This is a genomic window from Bifidobacterium animalis subsp. animalis ATCC 25527 (assembly GCF_000260715.1).
Classification (GTDB): Bacteria; Actinomycetota; Actinomycetes; order Actinomycetales; family Bifidobacteriaceae; genus Bifidobacterium; species Bifidobacterium animalis.
On the sequence record NC_017834.1, the window covers coordinates 551896 to 571240 of the forward strand.

Annotated in this window: 16 protein-coding genes; 12 read left to right on the forward strand and 4 right to left on the reverse strand. The window is 60.9% G+C overall.

Annotated features, from left to right (window positions below; translation table 11 throughout):
* Positions 1–165: 165 nt before the first annotated feature.
* The 5 genes from BANAN_RS02325 to BANAN_RS02345 all read left to right on the forward strand — a co-directional run bounded on the left by BANAN_RS02325 (position 166) and on the right by BANAN_RS02345 (position 7483).
* Positions 166–1695 carry an APC family permease gene (locus tag BANAN_RS02325; protein WP_014697343.1) on the forward strand — a complete coding sequence of 510 codons (1530 nt, stop codon included), beginning with the start codon at positions 166–168 and terminating at the stop codon, positions 1693–1695.
* A gap of 87 nt (positions 1696–1782) precedes the next feature.
* Positions 1783–2853: a 1,4-dihydroxy-2-naphthoate octaprenyltransferase gene (gene menA / locus BANAN_RS02330; protein ID WP_014697344.1), complete on the forward strand. Its 1071-nt coding sequence runs from the start codon at positions 1783–1785 to the stop codon at positions 2851–2853.
* A gap of 97 nt (positions 2854–2950) precedes the next feature.
* Entirely contained in the window at positions 2951–3691 is a 741-nt protein-coding gene (locus BANAN_RS02335; RefSeq protein ID WP_014697345.1) for a phosphoglyceromutase, read from the forward strand.
* A gap of 682 nt (positions 3692–4373) precedes the next feature.
* The gene (locus BANAN_RS02340; protein ID WP_014697346.1) at positions 4374–6491 is read left to right on the forward strand and encodes an oleate hydratase; all 2118 of its coding nucleotides are present in this window, start codon (positions 4374–4376) and stop codon (positions 6489–6491) included.
* Between the two features lie 8 nt (positions 6492–6499).
* Complete coding sequence (locus BANAN_RS02345) at positions 6500–7483, forward strand: zinc-binding dehydrogenase (RefSeq protein ID WP_237705834.1); 984 nt, start codon at positions 6500–6502, stop codon at positions 7481–7483.
* 400 nt (positions 7484–7883) lie between these two features.
* Here the strand turns inward: BANAN_RS02345 and manA are convergent, their stop codons facing one another.
* Positions 7884–9254 (reverse strand): mannose-6-phosphate isomerase, class I, encoded by a 1371-nt coding sequence (gene manA / locus BANAN_RS02350; RefSeq protein WP_014697348.1) that lies wholly within the window; start codon positions 9252–9254, stop codon positions 7884–7886.
* A gap of 162 nt (positions 9255–9416) precedes the next feature.
* On the opposite strand from manA, the gene BANAN_RS08425 reads away from it, so the two are divergent.
* Positions 9417–9680 (forward strand): hypothetical protein, encoded by a 264-nt coding sequence (locus BANAN_RS08425; RefSeq protein ID WP_154701365.1) that lies wholly within the window; start codon positions 9417–9419, stop codon positions 9678–9680.
* Here the strand turns inward: BANAN_RS08425 and BANAN_RS02355 are convergent.
* A complete protein-coding gene (locus BANAN_RS02355; RefSeq protein ID WP_014697350.1) occupies positions 9589–10977 on the reverse strand; it encodes a sensor histidine kinase in 1389 nt (462 codons plus the stop codon). The two genes, BANAN_RS08425 and BANAN_RS02355, sit on opposite strands and share 92 nt — an antisense overlap.
* A 169-nt stretch (positions 10978–11146) precedes the next feature.
* Here BANAN_RS02355 and phoU point away from each other — a divergent pair, with 169 nt between their 5' ends.
* On the forward strand, positions 11147–11827 hold the full coding sequence (gene phoU, locus BANAN_RS02360; protein ID WP_004268709.1) for a phosphate signaling complex protein PhoU: 681 nt from the start codon (positions 11147–11149) through the stop codon (positions 11825–11827).
* A gap of 156 nt (positions 11828–11983) precedes the next feature.
* Here phoU and serC read toward each other — a convergent pair whose 3' ends face one another.
* Complete coding sequence (gene serC / locus BANAN_RS02365) at positions 11984–13123, reverse strand: phosphoserine transaminase (protein WP_041776958.1); 1140 nt, start codon at positions 13121–13123, stop codon at positions 11984–11986.
* A gap of 337 nt (positions 13124–13460) precedes the next feature.
* On the opposite strand from serC, the gene BANAN_RS02370 reads away from it, so the two are divergent.
* From BANAN_RS02370 to BANAN_RS02380, 3 genes are all read left to right on the forward strand, one after another.
* Positions 13461–14486, forward strand: a complete 1026-nt coding sequence (locus BANAN_RS02370; protein WP_041776959.1) for a CHAP domain-containing protein — start codon at positions 13461–13463, stop codon at positions 14484–14486.
* Between the two features lie 218 nt (positions 14487–14704).
* Positions 14705–15514, forward strand: a complete 810-nt coding sequence (locus tag BANAN_RS02375) for a C40 family peptidase (protein ID WP_014697353.1) — start codon at positions 14705–14707, stop codon at positions 15512–15514.
* Between the two features lie 454 nt (positions 15515–15968).
* Positions 15969–17006, forward strand: a complete 1038-nt coding sequence (locus BANAN_RS02380; RefSeq protein ID WP_014697354.1) for a universal stress protein — start codon at positions 15969–15971, stop codon at positions 17004–17006.
* A 106-nt stretch (positions 17007–17112) separates the two neighbouring features.
* Here the strand turns inward: BANAN_RS02380 and BANAN_RS02385 are convergent, their stop codons facing one another.
* Positions 17113–17526 carry an OsmC family protein gene (locus BANAN_RS02385; RefSeq protein WP_014697355.1) on the reverse strand — a complete coding sequence of 138 codons (414 nt, stop codon included), beginning with the start codon at positions 17524–17526 and terminating at the stop codon, positions 17113–17115.
* 133 nt (positions 17527–17659) lie between these two features.
* On the opposite strand from BANAN_RS02385, the gene BANAN_RS02390 reads away from it, so the two are divergent.
* On the forward strand, positions 17660–18532 hold the full coding sequence (locus tag BANAN_RS02390; protein ID WP_014697356.1) for a thymidylate synthase: 873 nt from the start codon (positions 17660–17662) through the stop codon (positions 18530–18532).
* A gap of 125 nt (positions 18533–18657) precedes the next feature.
* Positions 18658–19341, forward strand: a complete 684-nt coding sequence (locus tag BANAN_RS02395) for a dihydrofolate reductase (protein ID WP_014697357.1) — start codon at positions 18658–18660, stop codon at positions 19339–19341.
* Positions 19342–19345 lie beyond the last annotated feature (4 nt).

Consider the following 19345-nt stretch of genomic DNA (forward strand, 5'->3'; position numbering starts at 1 on the left):
TAAGGGTCTGATTTGAAGGGATTGCCCGCCTCCCATTGAAGAGGAGGGCAATCCCTTCAGGATTTTTGCGTACCGCACAGTGCCGTTCCAACGCAGGACGACAGAACTATAGTCGAAAATTGAAATAGTACGGAAGAGATTTTCCAGGAAGGGAAGGAGCCTCACATGACCGCTGCAACGAAGTCACAGGAAATCCCAGCTCCAAACAATACGGGTGCGGGCGGTCCGGTCACCGTCAAGCGCACACTCTCGGTATTCGACCTCGTGGTGTTCGGTATGATCTTCATGGTGCCGATCGCCCCATTCTCCATTCTCGCATCGGTTTCGAACACGTCGCACGGCATGCCGGCCCTCGCATACGTGATCGCCATGGTCGCGATGCTGTTCACCGCGTTCTCGTTCGACCTCATGGTGCCCCGCTACCCATCGAGCGGCAGCATCTTCGTCTACGCCTCCGATGAGATCAACGGTCCGGTGGGATTCGTGGTCGGATGGCTCATGCTGTTGCAGTACCTGATCACGCCGGCCGTCATGCTCATCATGGCCGGTCTGGCAATTCATGAATACGTGCCGGCCGTTCCGGTGTGGGCATGGTGCCTCATCTTCCTCGCCATCATCACGGTCATCGCGATGCGTGGCGCCGGAGCCACCGTCATGGTGGACAAGCTCGCCTTGGTGGCCGAGCTCATCGTGTTGCTGCTGTTCTTCATCTTCGGCGTCATCTACGTGGCGAAGAACCCCAGCGTGGCCCACTTCTCCTTCGAAGGCTTCTACAATCCCGGCCACTTCGAGATGGGCGCGGTGATGAGCGCCGTCTCGCTGTGCGCGCTGTCGTTCGTCGGCTTCGGCTCCGTGGTCACGCTCGACGACCAGAGCCTCGACCCCAAGCATGGCCCGTCGCGCGCGATGATTGTGATCGTGCTCATTCTGGGCGCGCTCTACATGGCGATGAGCCTGCTGACGATGTGCATGGATCCGAGCGGCAAGCTCATGGCAGCCAATCCGAACAACGGTTTCTACTTGGTGGCCGGCCTTGCCGGAAAGTGGCTTGGTGTGCTGTGCGCCGTGGCCAATGCGCTCGCTCTGGGCATTTTCACGTCGCTGTCGGGCATGACCGCCGGCGCCTCGCTGCTGCGCGTGATGGCCAAGGACGACGCATTGCCGTCGGTCTTCGCCAAGATCAGCCCGAAGACCCGCGTGGCCACCGTCGCCACCGGCTTCGTCGCCGTCCTCACGCTGGCGCTCATCTTCATCGTGTTGCCGATCGGCATGACCACCGGCGCGAAGATCTCCAACTACGGCGCGCTCTCCACGTACTTCATGCTCAACATTGCCGTCATCTGGGGCCTTGGTATCAGGGCGAAGATTCTTGAGCACGGCAAGTTCTGGCGTACGATCATCTTCCCGCTCATCGGCGCAATCGTCACCGGCGTCATCTTCTGCTCGCTCGGTGGCGAGGTGCTCATTGTGGGCACCGTGTGGCTCGTGCTCGGCATCATCTTCTACTACGTGTGGACGAAGGCGCTGCATCACAAGCCGGATCTGCTTTCCGCCTCCCGTGCCAAGGGCGAGACCAAGGCGCAACGCATCGCCCGCAATGCACAGGCCGATGCCCATGCCAAGCAGGTCGCCCAGAACGTGCTCGACCAGCAGACTGCCGCGGACTCCATGTCGAACGAGTCCTCGAAGGCCTGAACTGTCGCCCTGTGCTTGAACTCGCGCGCGAACGCACCGATCATGTATGCGCTCGCGCGTTCGAGTATTCGGGCATATATTCAAACTATGCGATTTCACGATTACGTTTCCGGCATGCGCATCCCCACGCTCATGCTCGGCATCGCGCCCGTGCTCATCGGAGCCACCGCAGCGTGCCGCGTGCTCGACCTGCGCAGTGCGGAAGGCTTGCCGGCCTGCGGCGTCTTCGTTTCCAGTGCGGAATGCCATGCGGGCACCGGCAGAATCGTCACGCTCGGCCTGCTTTGTCTGCTCGTCGCGCTCTTCCTGCAGATCGCCGTCAACTTCGCCAACGACTACTCGGACGGCGTGCGTGGCACCGATGCCCACCGTACGGCGGCGGTACGGCAATACACGGTGGAATCTGATTTTCAGTTCTTTGAGAACGGTGCGACTGCAGAAGAGGAGCGGCAGGCGCGCGAGCTGAACGGGCCGATGCGCTTGGTGGCCAGCGGCGTCACCCCGCGCGCGGTGCTCATGGCGGCCATTGTGAATGCTGTGCTCGCCTGCGTGTGCGGCCTCGCGGTGATTGTGATCACCGGCTACTGGTGGCTTGTATTCGTGGGGGCGTTGTGCGTGGCAGCCGCATGGTTCTATGTGGGCGGCTCTCATCCATACGGATACTTCGGGTTCGGCGAGCTGGCCGCCTTCGTGTTCTTCGGTCCGGTCGCCGCGCTTGGCACGCAGTTCGTGCTGTGCGGTCATGTCAACGGGAACGGCGTGTATGGGGCGGTAGTCATCGGCGCGGTCTCTGCGGCCGTGATGGCGGTGAATAATCTGCGCGACGTGAACACGGATCGTGAGAGCGGCAAACGCACGCTCGCCGTACGTCTCGGAGCGCGTGCGTTCACGGTGTGCCTGTGCGTGCTTATCGCCCTCGTTATGCTCGTCATGGTGATTCCGTGGAGCGTGATGTGGATCCATATGGATTCCGATCTGCCCAATCTGAGCGTGCTCGGCGGCTACTGCGCAGTGCTCGGCGAAATCGCGCTCATACTGCTCACCGTGGTCGTCGAATTCAATGTGGCCAAACGGGAATACCGTAGCGCCATGCGGAATCTGTCGTGGATCGCGCTCGCCGTCGCGCTGGTGTTCGTCGGTCTCACCATGTCCATCTGAATGCGCTGAGATCGTCGCGTTCGCAGATTATCCCGCCAATCGGGCAGATATGGCAATGCACGTGCATTTGACTCGACGGGTCGCTAGACTAGGGCATATGACTTACAAACTGGTACTGCTCCGACATGGTCAGAGCGAATGGAACAAGACAAATCAGTTCACCGGCTGGGTTGACGTCCCGCTGACCGAAAAGGGTCGCGAGGAAGCCAAGAACGGCGGCAAGCTTATGAAGGACAAGGGTGTGCTGCCCGACATCGTCTTCACCTCGCTGCTGCGCCGCGCCATCAACACCGCGAACATCGCGCTCGATGAGGCCGACCGCCTGTGGATTCCCGTGAAGCGCGACTGGCGCCTCAACGAGCGTCATTACGGCGCCCTGCAGGGAAAGAACAAGAGCGAGATCCGCGAGGAGTACGGCGACGAGAAGTTCATGCTGTGGCGCCGCTCCTACGGCACCCCGCCGCCCGAGATTGACCCGAACGACCAGTACGCGCAGAACAACGACCCGCGCTACGCCGGCGACCCGGTTCCGGAAGCCGAGTGCCTGGCCGACGTCGTGGAGCGCGTGAAGCCGTACTTCGAGGCAGAGATCGAGCCTGAGCTCAAGGATGGCAAGACCGTTCTCATCGCCGCCCACGGCAACTCGCTGCGCGCGATTGTCAAGATGCTCGACGGCCTGACCGAAGAGGAGATCGCCAAGGTGAACATCCCGACGGCAATCCCGCTGGTCTACGAGCTCGACGAGAACTTCAAGCCGATCAAGAAGGGCGGCGAATACCTCGATCCTGAGGCCGCTGCCGCCGGTGCCGCCGCTGTTGCGGCCCAGGGCCAGAAGTGAGCCCAGAAGTGAGTTTGGCGGTCCTCCGCTAACCGCACGTCTGAATCGTATGAGGCGACTCGGTGTTTTTCGCACCGGGTCGCCTTTTGCGTGTCTGGTTGCGGCCATGATTGCAAAGGCGACTATTTGATTCGCATAATCACGCTAAATTGAGATCAGAGTTGCAAGGATGCCCATTCTATGAAATGCGAGATAGCTGCGCTGAGATTGAAGAGATAGCTGCGCTGAGATTGAATCTGCAAAAGTGGTCATCGTACGGCTCTAGCTGTGCCATGCTGAGATCGCAGCTGCAAGAACGACCTTTCTGAGGCGAATTTAATGACCGCCTTTGCAATCTGGGGCATATGTAGGCACGCGAAGTGATCTTCGCATACTGTGTTGAGAGTACGCTTGCAAATCCGGTCATTCTTGACCTGCATAAACATGTCAGGATGAGATTGCATTTGCAAGAGCAGCCATCTGAATCCCGTGAGCATGTCTGGATGAGCATAGGATTGCAAAAACGGCCATGCACATGCACCATGTTCGCAGTGCGTTGCAGACCGCCTGTGGAATCGCTAAAACCAAGCTAAGAGCAAACCTCGTGCTCGGTTTGCGCGAACAGACGGACAATGGGCACTAGAGCGCCGAAAGTCGGCGCAGGCAAATCTTCGCGGGAGCGAGCCCGCGGAGAGGAGGTACCATGTACTATTCGGCAGGCAATTTCGAGGCGTTCGCGCACCCGAAGAAGCCGGAGGGCATTGAGAACAAGAGCGCGTACATCATCGGCACGGGACTGGCGGCGCTCACCGCTGCGTTCTATCTCGTGCGCGATGCGCAGATGCCGGGCAAGAGCATCCACGTGTTCGACAAGGACGTGGTTCCCGGCGGTGCGCTCGATGGCGCGTTCATCAAGGGCGAGGGCTACGTCATGCGCGGTGGCCGCGAAATGGACAATCATTTTGAGGTCATGTGGGACGTCTACCGCGATGTGCCGAGCATCGAAGACCCGAAGGTGTCGATGCTCGACCACTACTACTGGCTCAACAAGGAGGACCCGAACTATTCGAAGTGCCGCGCCACCAAGGCACGTGGCCACAATGCGCACACCGACAACAGGTTCAATCTCTCCGACAAGGGGTGCATGGAGATCCTCAAGCTCTACCTCGCCTCCGAGGACGAGCTCGCCAACAAGAAGATCACCGACTACTTCGACGACGAAGTGCTCAATTCGAATTTCTGGCTGTACTGGCGCACGATGTTCGCCTTCGAGAACTGGGATTCCGCGCTCGAGATGCATCGCTACATCCACCGTTTCATCCATCACATCGGTGGCCTGCCCGACTTCTCGGCATTGCGGTTCACGCGATACAACCAGTATGAGTCGATGATCCTGCCGCTCATGAACTACCTCAAGGCGCACGACGTGCAGTTCCATATGGGCACCGCAGTCGACGACGTCACCTTCGCCGTCAGCGAGCACGAGAACGGCCCGGCCCGCAATGTGTTCACCAACGTGTCAATGGACGAGGCCCAACGCGCCCAAGCAGAGAACGGCGCATTCCCACGCAACCCGTACAGCACGCCGAACAAGAAGGTGGCCAAGACGCTTGTGGTCACCGATCTGGCGAAGAACGAGCGCAAGACAATCGAACTCACCGAGAACGACTTCGTGTTCATCACCAACGGCGGCCTGGTGGAGTCGACCACCGAGGGCGACCAGAACACGCCGGCCGGCTTCGATCCGACGCTCAAGCCGGGCAACGGGTGGGACATGTGGAATCGCATTGCCGCGGTCGACCCGAGCTTCGGTCACCCGGAGAAGTTCATCTACGATCCGAACCTCACCAAGTGGATGAGCGCCACGGCCACCACGCTTGACGACACGATTCCGGCCTACATCGAGAAGATCACCGGACGCTCACCGTTCGGCGGCCACACCGTTACCGGCGGCATTGTGACCGTGGAGGATTCGAACTGGCTGATGAGCTGGACCGTGAACCGGCAGCAGCAGTTCCGCGACCAGCCGAAGGACATGATCTCGGCATGGATCTACGGCTTGTTCCCCGACAAGCCAGGCAACTACATTCGCAAGCCGATGCAGGACTGCACCGGCATGGAGATCTGCGAGGAATGGCTCTACCACATGGGAGTGCCCGAGGACCAGATCGAGGAGCTCGCGAAGAACCATTGCAATACGGTGCCGGTCATGATGCCGTATGTCGACGCGTTCTTCATGCCGCGCGAACTCGGTGACCGCCCCGACGTCGTGCCGGATGGTGCCGTCAACTTCGCGTTCATCGGTCAGTTCGCCGAGGAGCCACGTGACACGATCTTCACCACGGAATACTCGATGCGCACCGGCATGGAGGCCGTGTACACGCTGTGCGATGTGGATCGTGGCGTGCCCGAGGTGTGGAACAGCGAATACGACGTGCGTGACATGCTCAACGCGGCCGTCAAGCTGCGCGACGGCCAACCACTCACCACCTTCGGACGCAACAATGTGGAACGCAAGGCGATCGCGTTTGCGCTGGGGCGTACCAAGGGCACGTACATCTACGACATGCTCAAGGTGTATGGCGCCATCGTCGACCCGAAGCACCCGGTGGACATGAAGCCCGGCATGCGGTTCGACGAGTCGTTCAATGAAGCGGATGAGCAGCGTCTGATGCAGCATGCCAAGGAGGCCGAGGCCGAGGCATTTGCCGCCCCGGGGTCGAAGGACACACCTGTGGCCGCCGACACGGTCGATCCCGTTGCGCCTGCCGCTGCACCTGATGGTGTTCTTGAACCAGGGGAGAATGATTCGACGAAATGAAGGCCTATGTGATTGAGCAGGCGGACGACCATGGTCTTGACGCCATCAAGCTCGCCGAAGTGCCGATTCCGGCAGTTGGGCCGGGGCAGGTGCTTGTCAAGGTGCATGCGGTTGGCCTGAATCCGGTGGATTACAAGCTGGCGGGAGGCGGTGACCCGGACTGGTCGTTCCCGCATACGCTGGGCCTTGACGTGGCCGGTGAAATCGCCGCCATCGGGCCGGATGTCTCCGAGGACTGGCATCTGGGCATGCGCGTCGCCGGACATGGCGACCTGCGCTACGATGGCTGCTTCGCCGAGTACGTCGCCTCCCCTGTGTACGAGCTGGCCCGCATCCCGGACGACGTGAGCTATACCACCGCCGCCGGCCTGCTGTGCAGCGCGTTGACGGCCTACCAGACGATCAACCGCAAACCGAATCTCAACAATGTGCACACGGCATTGATCCATGGAGGCTCCGGAGCCGTGGGCGGCATTGCCGTCCAGCTCGCCAAGATGCATGGCCTCACGGTGTTCACCACCTGCTCCACCGCCAAGGTGGACTATGTGCGCAAACATCTCGATGTGGATGCGGTCATCGACTACCGCAAGGAGGATGTGACCGAACGCATAGGCGAACTCACCGACGGGCTCGGCGTCGATCTCGTGGTGGACACGGTGGGCGGCGCGGAGGCCGAGAAGGACTTCGACCGACTGGCCTACAACGGTCAGCTCGTCACCATTGTGGGCGTGCCGAACATCGACGGCGACGACATGTTCGGCCGTGGACTGAGCATGGCGGTCGTCAATCTCGGCGGTGCGCATGGCTCCGGCGATCCGCGTCAGCAGAACGACCTGGGCACAATGGCCACCGACGTGTTTGAGATGGCATCGCAGGGCCGTCTCGATCCGCTCATCGAGAGGATTCTGCCGTTCGACGAGTTGGTGGATGGGTTGAAGACGCTCGCCGCCGGCAAAGTGACCGGCAAGCTGGTCGTTTCGCTCGACATCTAGCGACTCCACCGCGGTTTGGCATGGCCCGCGCGGCATGGTGCATGGAGTTTTCCGAATACCGCGCCGCGTGGGTTCCCATTTGTGCCCCGTTTTACGGATGCTTCCGTAAACCAGACCGGGAAAGTGGCGTGTAGTGGTCTGTCTCACGGATGCTTCCGTAAACCATGCCATCAGATGACCTATTCGCGGTATGTCATTCGGAGACTTCCGTGAAACGGACCATTGCAAGGCGGTTTTGTGGCATGGTTTACGGAAGCATCCGTGAGACAGACCGCCACAGACCTCATTCAGAGTTGATTTTACGGATGCTTCCGAAAGATGTGCCGCGAGAGGGCCTATCTGCGGCACGGTTTTCGGAAGCATCCGTCCGAAATACCGCCGCCCACGCAGCCGCCGTCGCCTAGAACGGCGTGGAGGCCACCAAATACTTGCCCTGAGGCTCACCTTCGCCGTCGATCACGGCCTCGACATGCGCCCATCCGTCGCTCGCCGGCACGAACACGGCGTCTCCCTGATGCAGCACGCGTGAATCCGCTTCGCTGATCACCTGCACCGACCCTTGTGTGCACACCACCACACGAGGGCCGGAATGCGGGAACGGCGTATGCCCGCTGATCTGCCGCACCAGTGAGTCGTAGCGTTTGGCCAGCGCGTTGATCACCGGCCATGGCTCATGCTGCACATCCACCTGCCCGTAGGCGAGCATGTACTCGCTCACGTTCGGTTTGTAGAAGGCGAGGTCTCGCATCAGCATCGTGGCGATCTGCGAGTTCGACGGATCCACCGGCGTGCTGGTGCGGCAGTCTAGGCATTGCAGCAGATTCACGATGTCTTTGTGCTTCATGGTGAGTCCTGCGCGCAGCACGTTGTCCGAATTCGTCATGATCTCCGCCGCCGTACCATATATATAGGCGTGCGGGGTGCCGGTGGGCAGGAACACCGACTGGCCCTCCTCGAGACTCACCGGGTTCATCATGAGCAGTGCGAGCGCGCTCGTGTCTCCCGGGAACGCCTTGGCCGCGCGAATCGCGAAGTCGAATGCGAGATCGTTGCGCGTGTGTTCGGTGAGTGAGCGCGCATGCTGCAGATCGTCGAGGAGTTCCTGCGGATCTGTTTCCTGCGCCGTGATCGCCGCATGGAATGCGCGGAACAGTCGTTTTCTCGCCGGTGACCATACGGCGGAGGCGATGGGCATCATCTCGTCCGCTGCGGAAAATGATTCGCCTGCCGACTGCGTGGCGGTCGAGTTGAGCGCCTCCACCATGCGTTGCGCCACCGGCAGCCTGAGCAATCCCAGATTCCGTAGCGCGAATGTGCGCGTGGAGAATCCTACTGCCGCGAGGAATGGTTCGAGTGCCACCACCATCTCGCTTTTCGCATTGATGTCTTTGAACGAACGTTCGGGGGCGTTGAGTGGTATGCCTGCGCGGTTCTCCTCGTTGAACCCCGCGCGCGCCTGAAAGGCCACCGGGTGCACCTGCAGCGAGAGCGGTTCGGTGGCGCAGATCAGTTTGAACAGATAGGGGAGCACCGGGCCGAATTCCTCCGAGCCGCGCCGACCCACCATGTCAATGGGATTGCGCTCGATCATCGACGTGAGCGGCTGTTCGACGCCATCCACCATTATCGGCGACGGCGACTGGGCATGCCCGCTGAACCACATCTCGGCAAGCGGCTGCTGTGTTTCGTGTTCACCCAGATGGAACACATGCTGCAGTGTTCGGTGCGAGCCCCAGGCATAGTGTTTGGGAACAGGGCGAATAGCGTACACTGCCTGCTCCCTTCTGCCTTGGCGTTTTTCGGCGCTCGCGCATACGTGCATATTGTACGCGAATCCGCATGCTTGTGCCCACATGGGAAGTTTTTTCCCACATTCAGGGCTCGATTGGCTGGTTATTTCCACTGCTACACACCTGTGATTACAGTGGGCCATATGAAAATCGCTCCGATCTATGACCCGACCCAGCGCCGTCCCAGCCCCAAACCGATGCAGGTCGACCTACGCAAGGCGTTCATCATAGGCATCTGCTGCTGGGTCGTCGCGCTGATCGTGAGCATTGTCATCTTCTCCACTGCGCATTCGGAGATGTCGCGCCAGTCGATGTTCATCTGCTCGTATGGCGTGTTGATTGGTTTCGCATTGCTTGTGTGGGAGCATTTTCACCGTCGCGATTACCGTCGGCTCGGCGCCGACTGATTTCGCCGGCCTCCTCTGCAGACTCGGACACGAGCGGTAGCACCAGACTGAATGTGCTGCCCTGCCCAGGTCTGCTCCACACCTGCACATTGCCGTGGTGCGTGATGGCCACATGCTTGACGATGGCCAGGCCGAGGCCGACGCCCGACTGCGTGCGCTCGTTCTGGTTCGCTCCGCGGTAGAACCGTTCGAAGATGCGCGGCTGCTCCTTGAGCGGGATTCCCGTTCCGCGGTCCACCACGCGCACCAACGCATCCTTGGCGTCGCGCGTCGTTTCGATGAGCACGCTCACGTTCGCGTTGTCGGGCGAGTATTCGATGGCGTTGTCGACGAGCTTGCCGATCGCCGCACGGATCGCCGTGGCGTCGCCGCGCACTTTCGGCTCGCCCTTGCCGGTGATGGACACCGTGATGCCGCGTTGACGGGCTTGCGGCAAGAGTTCGTTGACCGCCACCTCCACTTGTTCGCGCACATCCAACACCGCGGATTGCGCGTTCGGAGCATCGCCCTGTGCCTTGATGAGCAGCAGCAGATCCTTGACCATGTGATCGACGTAGGCGCTTGACCGACGCACGTCGCGGGCCGCCTGCGCGACCTGTTCGGGGCTCATGCCGCCGTGTTCGAGCACGTCGGCCAGCCGTTGCAGATCCTCACTCGGCCGAATGATCATCTCGCTCACGTTCGTCACGAAGTCGTCGCGCATCTGCGAGAACCGCACCGATTCCGAGATGTCGTCGATGAGCACGACGACGAACTGCTCGTCGATGCGCCCGATGACCAGTTTGAGCCAGTTGGGGCGCGAGACGGTGCTGGTTTTCAGGTCCTCCTCAGCATCCACCGGTTCGGGCAATGCGAAACGCTTCGGCGTGGAGGTGGTGATCTCCAGCGACGTCTTGCCGCCGTGCTCGCGTACTTTGCGCACGGCGTCGAGCACGCGCGAATCCACGATCACGTCGTCGTTGACGATGCCCAGACGGTAGGCCGCCGGATTGGCGCGCACCACGTCGTCGGAATCGTCTACCACAATCGATGCGGCCGGAAGGATCGACAGCAGCGCGGCGGTCTCATCGTCGAGCTCGTCATCGTCATCGTCGTCGCCGTCCTCATCGTCACGCGAGCGTCGGCGCCGGAGTCTGGAGACGAGGTCGCCGATGGAATCGGGAAGCGAGACGCCGTGTGTGGTGCGGGAGATGAGCGGGGCCAGCCAGTCGTAGAGCAGCACCAACAGACCTATGACCGCGCCGACCGCGAGCAGTATGAACGCGACGGCGATCACCGTGGTTGTGAATTGTGGCATGGCATCATTCTCCCATATTCGCGCGGAATGCGCAGCAGATGCGCATTTTCCCGTCGCAGATGGCGAACACACGCATGAGACGTCGCCCATCAGGGCACACGCCAGAGTGTCGCATCGGCTACAATGATTGCGTACATAGCGCACGGGCAGCAACAGGGAGTGTGAACACATGCGCGTGATTTTCAATGAAGGCCTCAAAGCGGTGGCCGACGACCTCGACCATATGGCCCGCGATGTGCGCGACGCCATCCGTCTGGCGGGGGAGGCCCTGCTTCATCAGGATCTCGATGCGGCCCAAACCGTGATCGACAACGATGCGAGCATCGACGACCTTTCCACCCGCATCATGGACCAATGCGTGGAGCTGCTGGCACGCCAGAATCCGGTGGCCACCGACCTGCGCGTCATCGTCTCCACGATGCGCCTGGCCACCACCTTCGAACGTATGGGCGATCTGGCGCGCCATATCGCGGAATCCGCGCGCCGCACCTACCCGAACTCGCCGGTTCCGCAGAATCTGGTGCCCACGTTCGCGAAAATGCAGCAGTTCCTCGACATCACGGGCGGACGCCTCGTCGACATGCTCGCCGACCGCGACACCGCGATAGCGGAGCAGATCATTCGCGACGACGACCAGCTCGACGATCTGCATCTCAAGATCATGCAGTACGCCGACAGCGCCGAATGGGAGGGCACGAACGAGCAGCTCATCAACGTGGTGCTCATCGCACGCTTCATGGAGCGTCTCGGCGACCATGCGGTCTCCGCCGCACGCCGCGTCGTGTTCATCGTCTCCGGCTTCGACCCGACGAAGACGCCGTCGCGAGACGAAGGCACCGACATCGACTGAGCGCGGAATACGCATATCGGCACAGAAAAGCCCGGGTCACGGAGGGGAGGTGTGACCCCGGGCTTATGTGTTGAGCATACCGAACATTTCCGCGTTGCGCACATCGCATCTCATAAGCGACGTGGCAATATGGGCGGTGTTCCCATGTCGCGTGGGTTACAGGTGTTCGATCACATAGTCAATGCAGTGCGTGAGTGCCTCGACATCCGACGGATCGACCGACGGGAAGACTCCGATGCGCAGCTGGTTGCGTCCCAGCGCGCGGTATCCGTTCACGTCGACGATGCCGTTGTCTCGCAACGCCTCGAGCACTGCGGCGGCCGGCACCGCGTCAATGAGGTCGACGGTGACCACGGCATGCGAGCGGGCCTCCTTATCCACGACGTACGGGCTCGCATAGCGGCTCGTTTCGGCCCAGGAATACACGGTGTCCGCAGAGCGCTCGCAGCGTTTGACGGCCCAGTCAAGACCGCCGTTGTCGTTGAGATAGCGAATCTGGCTCTCCATGAGCACGAGCGTGGAGATCGCCGGCGTGTTGAGCGTCTGGTTCTTGCGGGAATTCGAAATCGCAGAGGTGAGCGAGAGGAACGGCGGAATCCAGCGGATCGAACCGGGAACGGCAGCATTCTCCTTGACCGCCTCGGCACGTTCGATCGCCTCGGGGGAGAGAATCGCCACCCACAGGCCGCCCTCGGATCCGAATGCCTTCTGCGGGGAGAAATAGTAGGCGTCGGTCTGCGACAGGTCCACCGGCAGCGCTCCTGCGCCGCTCGTCGCGTCGATGATCGTCAGCGCGCCTTGGTCCACACTGCCGGCGATGCGCTTGACGGGCGCGGCAACGCCGGTGGAGGTCTCGTTCTGCGCCCAGCAGTATGCGTCGACGCCATCGGTGAGCTCAGGCAGGCGCCAAGTGCCGAAGTCGCCCTCATATACGGCCGGTTCCTCGAGGAACGGAGCCGAGGAGAGGGAGGCGGCCATCTTCTTCGTGAACGAGCCGTATACGCCGCATGCGGCCTTGCGGTTGACGAGCGAGCAGCACACGACATCCCAGAACGCGCTCGCGCCGCCGTTGCCGAGCACCACCTCGTAGCCTGCGGGGAGCGAGAAGAATTCGGCGAGCCCTTCACGGATCGATTCGACGAGCTGTTTCACCGGACGCTGGCGGTGGGAAGTGCCCAGCAGCGTGTCTGCGGCATTGGTGAGGTCGAGAATCTGTTCACGGCGGATCTTGGTGGGGCCCGAGCCGAAACGGCCGTCTGCGGGAAGCATGTTTTGCGGAATGGTAATAGTGCTCATGTCTTTAAATTATAGGAAGGCATGCGTCGCATAGGTGAATGGACGAACGACGGCCCCTTGCCCAAACACTGGGCAACGGTCGGGCGAGTGTGCAGACACCCGGCTCACGGCGAAGAATGCGTGGATTGTGAAGATGTGACAAAAAATTTACGAGGTTTTGTGGAAGCCTGAAATTACAGGCGCGAGCGAGGGGTGTAATGGTGGGCGCCCGGCGTGTTCGATGCCGAAAGTACGAATGCGAGCTGTATTTTGACGGTTCGGTGAGGTATTCTGTCGAAAGTTGCATAACGAGCACGACAGAGCGTGCAGGCTGAAGATGACCGAAGGAGTTTTTTGTATGAGGCATGCAGCCCCGAAAGCCCACAAGGGATTAGGTGCAAAAAGCCTAACGAACTCTCTGTTCGCGTCGCGTATGGGCTCGCATTCCGCACAGGGTGTGCGGGCGAAGCAGGCGGCGGCAGGTGACGCGCAGGCGCTGGCGATCGACGAGAATCTGGCAGCCAAGCTCAACGAAGTCGCACCGCTGACCCGCAAGGCGATTCGCCAGACCGCCAAGGCGGCCCAGCGCAAACATAACATTCTCACCTCCGTCTCGTTGGCGACATTGGTGGGAACGGCGGCGACGTCGATGGCCTTCATGAAGGGCGAGGGCTCCACGGTGCTGGCGGCCGAGGACCCGACCGAGACCACGCAGGTGCGCCGCATCGCCGACGGCTCCGCTTCGCGCTCCGATACGCGTGAGGCTCTGGACCGCACCACCGCAACCAGCGAAACGGCTACCGCGGCCTCCGAAGTCAGCTCGTCGTCCGCCAAGGTGAATGTCACCATCGACAACGGCAAGACCGTCTCCACCACCAATGCAGGCAAGTGGGGGATCGGCGGCGACAACTCGATCGCCGATGCGAACGCGCTTTCCCGCGCACTCGCCAACAACCCGAAGGTCGCCGACCTCATGGACGAGCATCAGAGCCAGCTGCCGCAAGGCTTCGACGGCAACCACGAGACCGGCGATCGCGGCAATGCATACCCGTATGGCCAGTGCACGTGGTGGGCGTATGAGCGTCGTGCACAGCTCGGTCTCAACACCGGCTCACACTTCGGCAATGCGGGCTCCTGGGCCATATCCGCAGGTTCCATGGGCTATTGGGTCGACAACACGCCACGCAACACCGGCGACGCGCTCGTGTTCTCGCCGGGTCAGGAAGGCGCCTCGGGGGTCTACGGCCACGTCGCTGTGGTGGAGAAGGTGAATCCCGACGGATCCATCGAGATCTCCGAATCCAATGTACAGGGCGTCGGCGTGATCTCGCATCGCACCTTCACCTCGGCGCAGGCCAAGAATTTCCAGTACATCCACTTCTAAGGCCTCCACGGCTTCCGAGCGGACGCTTGGTGTCTGGGATTCCCTCCGCCCTGAGGGAACTGTGCTCGCTGTGAGCAATATGTGAAGAAAACTACATAATATAGCACATTGCATGCCACCTGTGTTCTCGGCGTGTCGCCCAGTATTCCAACCGTTTCCTTGTAGGTTTCCACAATCGTCTCACTTCGGCTGTGCTACTGTGGACGACGATGAATACTATGAAGCGTTCTATTTCGATTGCCGCCGCTGTAGTTGCAGCCTCGCTTGCGCTCACCGGCATCGCGCCGGCCGCAAACGCCGCCGACTCCCAGTCGGGCTCGAGCTACGTCGTATCGACCCGTTCGTTCCCGAAGGTGAACGTGGCCAAGGCGAACTTCTTCGCCGAGGCGACCTCCACGGAAGTCGACAAGGACTCCAACTGGGGCGGTCTGGGTTCAATGGATGTTCCACAGACAAAATCCACGGCAGAGAAGGAAGCGGAATCCCGCGCCCAAACCGAGAAGGAAGCTGCTGAGCAGCGTGCGCAGCAGGAGGCCGCCGCACAGGCGGCACGTGAGCAGGCCGCGGCCGCAAGCCGTGACCAGGCGCGTGAATCCCTCACCGAAGCCAACGCCAACGCCACTCAGCAGGAGGCCGCTCCGGCCGCGCAGGCAGCAGCTGCCCCATCCGTGCCCACCAGCAAGAACGGTGCAGCCATCGCCTCCTATGCCCAGAAGTTCATCGGGGCCCCCTATGTATTGGGTGGCACCACTCCGAGCGGCTGGGATTGCTCTGGATTCGTCATGTATGTCTTCTCCCAGTTCGGCATTAATCTGCCGCGCACCTCGGGCGCCCAGGCCGGTGTCGGAACCGCCGTTCCGAGCCTCGCCGAGGCCCAGCCGGGCGACATCATCGCGAATGCCAACCATGCCGCCATCTATATTGGCAATGGCATGATCGTCAACGCGTTGAACCCGGCGCAGGGTACGCAGGTCACCAATCTCTCGGCATTCGGTGGTGCTGCCTACAGCATCCGTCGAGTTCTGTGACCTCTCTTGATATACGGTGAAGGGCCGCGCATCCGTTCTTGGGTGTGCGGCCCTTCACATTCCGGCGTGTATACCGCAGCACCTCTTGCGTGAAAAGGGTCCGTAAGATGACCGGCGCTGTCCCCTTTTACGCAAGAGGTCGCGCATAGGTCACGCACAGACCCTGCACGGATCGCGCATGGAGCGATGGCCCCCTGACGTAAAAGGAGCCAATGCCAGGGGGTTATTTGTCTCCTTTTACGGCTCTTACATGCTCAAAGGGAAGAGCCCCTTCTACACAGGAGTATGCGGAGCTGGCGGATGGCGACCCGATATTGGGCGATCTGCGGGCGCATGGCATATCGACAGGCGTATCGATTTGTGTGGATTTCACCGCCGAAACGCGCGCGCATGCGGCGGCACGGTATTCTAGATACCAGTACTTGTTTCATTGCTGGTCAAGGAGGTCCCTCATATGAACGACAACACAATCCTCGTCGGAGTAGACGGTTCACACGCGAGCTACAAGGCGACATGGTGGGCCGCGAACTATGCCAAGCACATGGGACTTTCCTTGCAGATTGTCTGCGCATACTCGCTGCCGAGCTATGCCGCCGTCTCGTTCGACGCCACATACACGTCGATGGGCGACGACAACGCCGCGCACAACGATGCCCAGGAGATTCTGTCGAAGGCCAAGGCAATCGCCGATGAGCAGGGCGTGGATGCGCAGACGCTCATCGTGACGGGCGACCCGTCGTCGGTGTTCGTCGAACTGTCGCGCAACTACAATCTGATCGTCATCGGCAACCGCGGCAAGGGAGGACTGGCGGAGCGTCTGCTCGGCACGACGAGCTCGAGCCTGCCGGCATACGCATACTGCCCGATCGTCGTCGTGCCGTACACCGACGACAAAGACAATCTGCTGCATCTCAACAATGTGATCACCAAGGTGGCCGTTGGGTCCGATGACACGAAGTGGGGCCTGCGCGCACTGCAGATCGCCGCGGATTTCGCCGCGAGCTGGGGCGCCGAGCTGGACGTGATCACCGTGGTGCCGGGCACCACCAATCTCGACGATCCTGCGGAGAAGCAGAAGTTCGAAGATGTGCTCGACGCGCGGCTGGAATCCATCCGCACGACACACCCCGACCTCAAGATTCGCAAATCGATTGTGTCCGGCCGTGCAGTGGAGACGCTCACCAAGGCCAGTCATACGCACGACATCGTGGTGGTCGGTTCCTGCGGCCGTGGAGGTCTCACCGGTCTGCTGCTCAACTCCACCAGCCAGGGGTTGCTCCAGCATTCGGCGTCGCCGGTCTACGTGGTGCCGCGCAAGTTCGTGGAGGCGGAGGAACAGCGTGTGAAGACGGGCACCGCATCGGGAACCGAGGCCGCCGAAGTGACGTCGCTCGAGGAATTCGTGCGCGAGGTACCGGTTGAGCGCGCCAGCGAGGAAACCGAACGCCAGATCGAGATCGACATCGACCCGAAGGCGCACGAGTACCGGTAGGACGATAACGAACAGTAGTCGGGTGGTCTCCCGATAACGAAAAGCCGCCGTGGGCAATGCAATCGATGCATTGCCCACGGCGGCTCTCCATTTGCGCCGCGTTCGGTCAGCTGCGCACCTCGATGTCCATGCGCACCGGTGTGACCTGCTCATAGGTGTGCTTGACGGTGCATCCCTTGTCGACGTGAGCGCGCACACGCTTCTTGAGCTTCTCGACGTCCTCCGAGGAGAGGTTTGCGTCGGTGGCGTCAATCATGAGCGTCTCGTTGAAGTTGATGTACGAGTCGTTGTCGGCGTCATAGGTGCCGTCGACGACGATCTTGGCGCCCTTGCCCTCGCCGAGCGTGCTTTCGATGGCGAAGTTGCTGGACAGCGCTGCACAGCCCGCCAATGCGATCTTCATGAGATCGCCGGGCGTGAACTGGCCGCGGCCCTTGCCGAACTTGATGTGGGCGCCGTCATCGGAGAATGCGTCCCACGAGCCGTCCTTGTTGCGCTCGACCCAAATACGCTTGCTCATACGTGCCTTCTTTCCACGCGGATGTGTCGTCTCGTTTACTCAACCACATTGTAGGCGGGTATATGCCCGCCGTGTCGGGCTGTATTCGCTCCCGGCATCGTCTCGTCAGACTTTGCGATTACGATTGCATGCCATGCCATTGACTCAGGAGCAACTGCAAGCTATTCGCACCCAGATTCCGCCGCGCCCCGACACCGACATCCCGATGCCGTATGAGGACCTGCTGCGCAAGATTCTCATGGAAGGCAATCTCAAGAACGACCGCACCGGCACCGGCACGATCTCGCTGTTCGGCCAGCAGATGCGTTTCGATCTGGCGAAGGGGTTCCCGCTGCTCACCACGAAGCGCGTGTTCTTCAAGGGCATCGCCTATGAACTGCTGTGGTTCCTGAAGGGCTCGAGCAATGTGCGCTGGCTGCAGGAGCACAATGTGCACATCTGGGACGAGTGGGCCGACGAGAACGGTGACCTCGGTCCGGTGTACGGTGTGCAGTGGCGCAGTTGGCCTGCTCCCACCGCAGACGATCCCGACCGCACAATCGACCAGATCTCCAATGTGCTTGAGCTCATCAGACACAACCCGGATTCGCGGCGCATGGTGGTCACCGCGTGGAACCCGGCCGAGGTGGAGAACATGGCGTTGCCGCCGTGCCACGCGCTGTTCCAGTTCTATGTGGCCGATGGCAGACTCAGCTGCCAGCTGTACCAGCGTTCGTGTGACATGTTCCTCGGCGTGCCGTTCAACATCGCCAGCTATTCACTGCTCACGATGATGATGGCACAGCAGGCCGGCTTGGAACCCGGTGAATTCGTGTGGACCGGCGGCGACTGCCACATCTACGACAATCACGTGGAGCAGGTGCTTGAGCAGCTCTCGCGCGAACCCTACCCATACCCGAGGATGGAGATTCGCAAGGCCGATTCGCTGTTCGACTACCAGTATTCCGATTTCCATATTGCGAACTATCGATACCACCCCACCATCAAGGCTCCGATCGCGGTGTGAGGGTTACGGTCGATTCGATCGGCCGACATATGGAATTGCGGTGAAAACCCGCGAAAACGAAGCTGCAGGTCGTGCCTCGCCTATAGACTCAATTTACGTTTGAGACTTGTTCCAAGGAGTGAGAAATGGAGTCTGGAAGTAGCCGCAGTGGCTATCACGAACCCGTGCCCGGATCCGCCGGGCCAGAAGTCTTCGAGGATGACTGGGGAGATGATTTTCCCAAGACGTTCTCGGTGAATCTCATATGGGCGCAGGCAAACGACAAGGAAGGCCGTTCCGGTGCCATTGGGTATGAGGGTGAGATGCCCTGGCATCTGCCTGAAGACCTGAAGCGATTCAAGGAGCTCACCGTCTCCCATCCGGTGATCATGGGTCGCAAGACCTGGGAGGCGCTCAACGAGAAGTTCCGGCCGCTTCCGAAACGTGACAACATCGTGTTGTCGCGTGACCGTGATTTCCGTGCGCCGGGTGCCACCGTGGTGGACAATCTGGAGGAGGCACTCGACATGGCCCGTCAGGAGGCCATTCCCGACGACGGACTCGACCGCAGCGAGATCTGGGTCATCGGCGGCTCCCAGCTGTTCAACCAGATGTTGCCAATGGCATCCAAGATCTACATGACGCAGGTCGACGCCAAGGTGAATGCGGACGCCTACGCTCCAGACCTCACCGAGGCGCTCAACAACGGTTCCTGGAAACTCATGGAGAATTCGGGATGGCTCACGCCGAAGAAGCCCGAAGGCATCGATCGCTACCGTTACCTGACGTTCGAACGCAATACCGGCGACGAACAACCCGACGAGGAATAACCAC